The sequence below is a fragment of the Paenibacillus sp. N119s genome (assembly GCF_059447605.1).
This window is the reverse complement of sequence record NZ_JCAJRU010000422.1, coordinates 1-1,840: the sequence shown is the minus strand read 5'-3', so window position 1 is coordinate 1,840 and position 1,840 is coordinate 1. Positions and strand designations below refer to the sequence as shown.

At 45.3% G+C, this 1,840-nt stretch carries 3 protein-coding genes; 1 reads left to right on the top strand and 2 read right to left on the bottom strand.

The window, feature by feature from the left end:
* Positions 1 to 362: 362 nt before the first annotated feature.
* On the bottom strand, positions 363 to 662 hold the full coding sequence (locus AC5V8P_RS25405; RefSeq protein WP_064795884.1) for a hypothetical protein: 300 nt from the start codon (positions 660 to 662) through the stop codon (positions 363 to 365).
* A gap of 207 nt (positions 663 to 869) precedes the next feature.
* Between AC5V8P_RS25405 and AC5V8P_RS25400 the strand changes: the two genes are divergently transcribed.
* On the top strand, positions 870 to 1,301 hold the full coding sequence (locus tag AC5V8P_RS25400) for a hypothetical protein (protein WP_064795824.1): 432 nt from the start codon (positions 870 to 872) through the stop codon (positions 1,299 to 1,301).
* A gap of 165 nt (positions 1,302 to 1,466) precedes the next feature.
* Here the strand turns inward: AC5V8P_RS25400 and AC5V8P_RS25395 are convergent.
* Positions 1,467 to 1,840 (bottom strand): ABC transporter substrate-binding protein (locus tag AC5V8P_RS25395; RefSeq protein WP_495474030.1); only part of this gene is annotated, 374 nt, incomplete at its 5' end.

Below are 1,840 nucleotides of genomic sequence, written 5' to 3'. Positions count from 1 at the left end.
TCTCCCTCATTCGTACGGTTTGGATAATGAATTGTTGCGGCGAGTTCCTCATTTTCATAACGAATTCCAATTTGCCGTTCCATCCTGATTCCCCCTGTTCCAAGCTTCACTTCAGCATTTAATTGTTTAAACTCCTATAGTAACGTGGAATATCCATACAGGATATTTATTCACTTTAATTCCGATAAGTTTAATGAGTTTTATAGTAAAATCAGTCTATCATCGCCCTACTTCCTTGTCAACCTGTCAGTTCATACAGATACGGAAGTAAACAAATGGCGCTCCCCGATATGATACCGGAGAACGCCATACTACTCGCTTATTAGATTGATTGTATCCTCTACATTAAAGTAGACGACTTGCTACTCGTAGCTGTGCCTAAACATTTGGTGGGTTTCGATTCGTCCCTCCCACTCCAGTTTACAAGAGGCGCCGCTATTTTGATCCTCATGCCACAGACTGCGGAAGCTTTGTTCACCCAGTTCACCTGCAAATTCTGTATCGCCAGCCATCTCAGCGTCGTCCAATATACGGTACGTTGGGGATGTCCCTTGAACGCTCCGGTGACTCACGATTGCAGGCAAGGCTACCCCGTTGTTCCCGTTCGTAGCACCTGTCAGTCGTTTTTGGACTGAATAATCTGTCTGTTTCTCCAGTTCCATGATGCCACATCCTCTCAACGTTTTATATTCAGGTTGCTCCATGTGCTCACCCTTTATCCAGTTTGAGGAGAATGCAGCGGTAATATACATAAAGGATAAAGCCTTTTGCCATCCGGCGTTTCCTCACGTATACTGTCTTTGTTACAAAATGGCGATTTTATCAGCCCGGAATACGATCATCTACGATCATAAAGCAGGAGGAAGTCAATGAATAAAGCAAAACATTATACGCTTATTGCATGGGTTGCCTTGTCCATGTTTTTCTTGACACAGGCGATTATCGGTTGGTTTATCACCTTTACAGGCGGGGATATCCACCCTTTTGAAAAAATTAGCTTCTCCACCCTCATCATCATCGCCGCAGGTGCTATTTTGCTGATTGAAGCATTGATGAATTTCATGAATCGCCCGGAAGAAGGCGAGGAGAACCCGCAGCCAGACCATGCTCCCGTGAAGCCCCAGATAAATTTCAAATCCATCTTGATGTATGTCATACTGGTTGTTATCATTCTTGTCGCCGGACTGGCGCTACGCAGTGTGTTGCCGGTATTCAGGATCTCACCTTGGATGAATTTAGTGCTCGCAGCCATTGGCTTTATTGGACTCAAACCGATTTTTCTGCGTAAAAAACGTTCTTAACCAGCATACCTTATCGCACTGGAGTTGCCCCTCATTACGGATCGTTGCAACTCCTTTTTATTTTTCAATCAACCATCCGATTCGAAGCTTGGGTGACCGTCAGAAAAGCCGTACCCCTCACTGCAAGAAGATGCATAGGGAATACGGCTTAATTTACTTTAGTACTTATTTGGAAAATAGTTGTTCTGCATTATCCAGAGCAATTTTGTGCCCCATCGCGGAATAGTCCAGCCAAGGCTGTCCGTCCAGCATATAGACATGCCCCTGCTTCACGGCCTTCAGTCCTTGCCATACTGTATTTCCCTCCAGCTGCTTGTATACCTTTTGGGCATCCGCACCTTTACTAATAATAACTAGGATGGCATCGGCATCATAATCCGGTAAAACCTCTTGGGATACAACCTGATAGGCCTTATTGATCTTTTCCACACCTTTGGCTGGCTTCAAGCCCAAATCCTGATACAGCAGCGGTCCTACGGGACGCTTCATCCCCATGACACGAACTTCTTTCGCTGTAACACGTACAGCCATGACCGTCC

What these genes read in the sequence shown, in the direction of transcription:
- AC5V8P_RS25405 (WP_064795884.1), bottom strand. Translation starts at nt 662, where the DNA reads ATGGAACTGGAGAAACAGACAGATTATTCAGTCCAAAAACGACTGACA.
- AC5V8P_RS25400 (WP_064795824.1), top strand. Translation starts at nt 870, where the DNA reads ATGAATAAAGCAAAACATTATACGCTTATTGCATGGGTTGCCTTGTCC.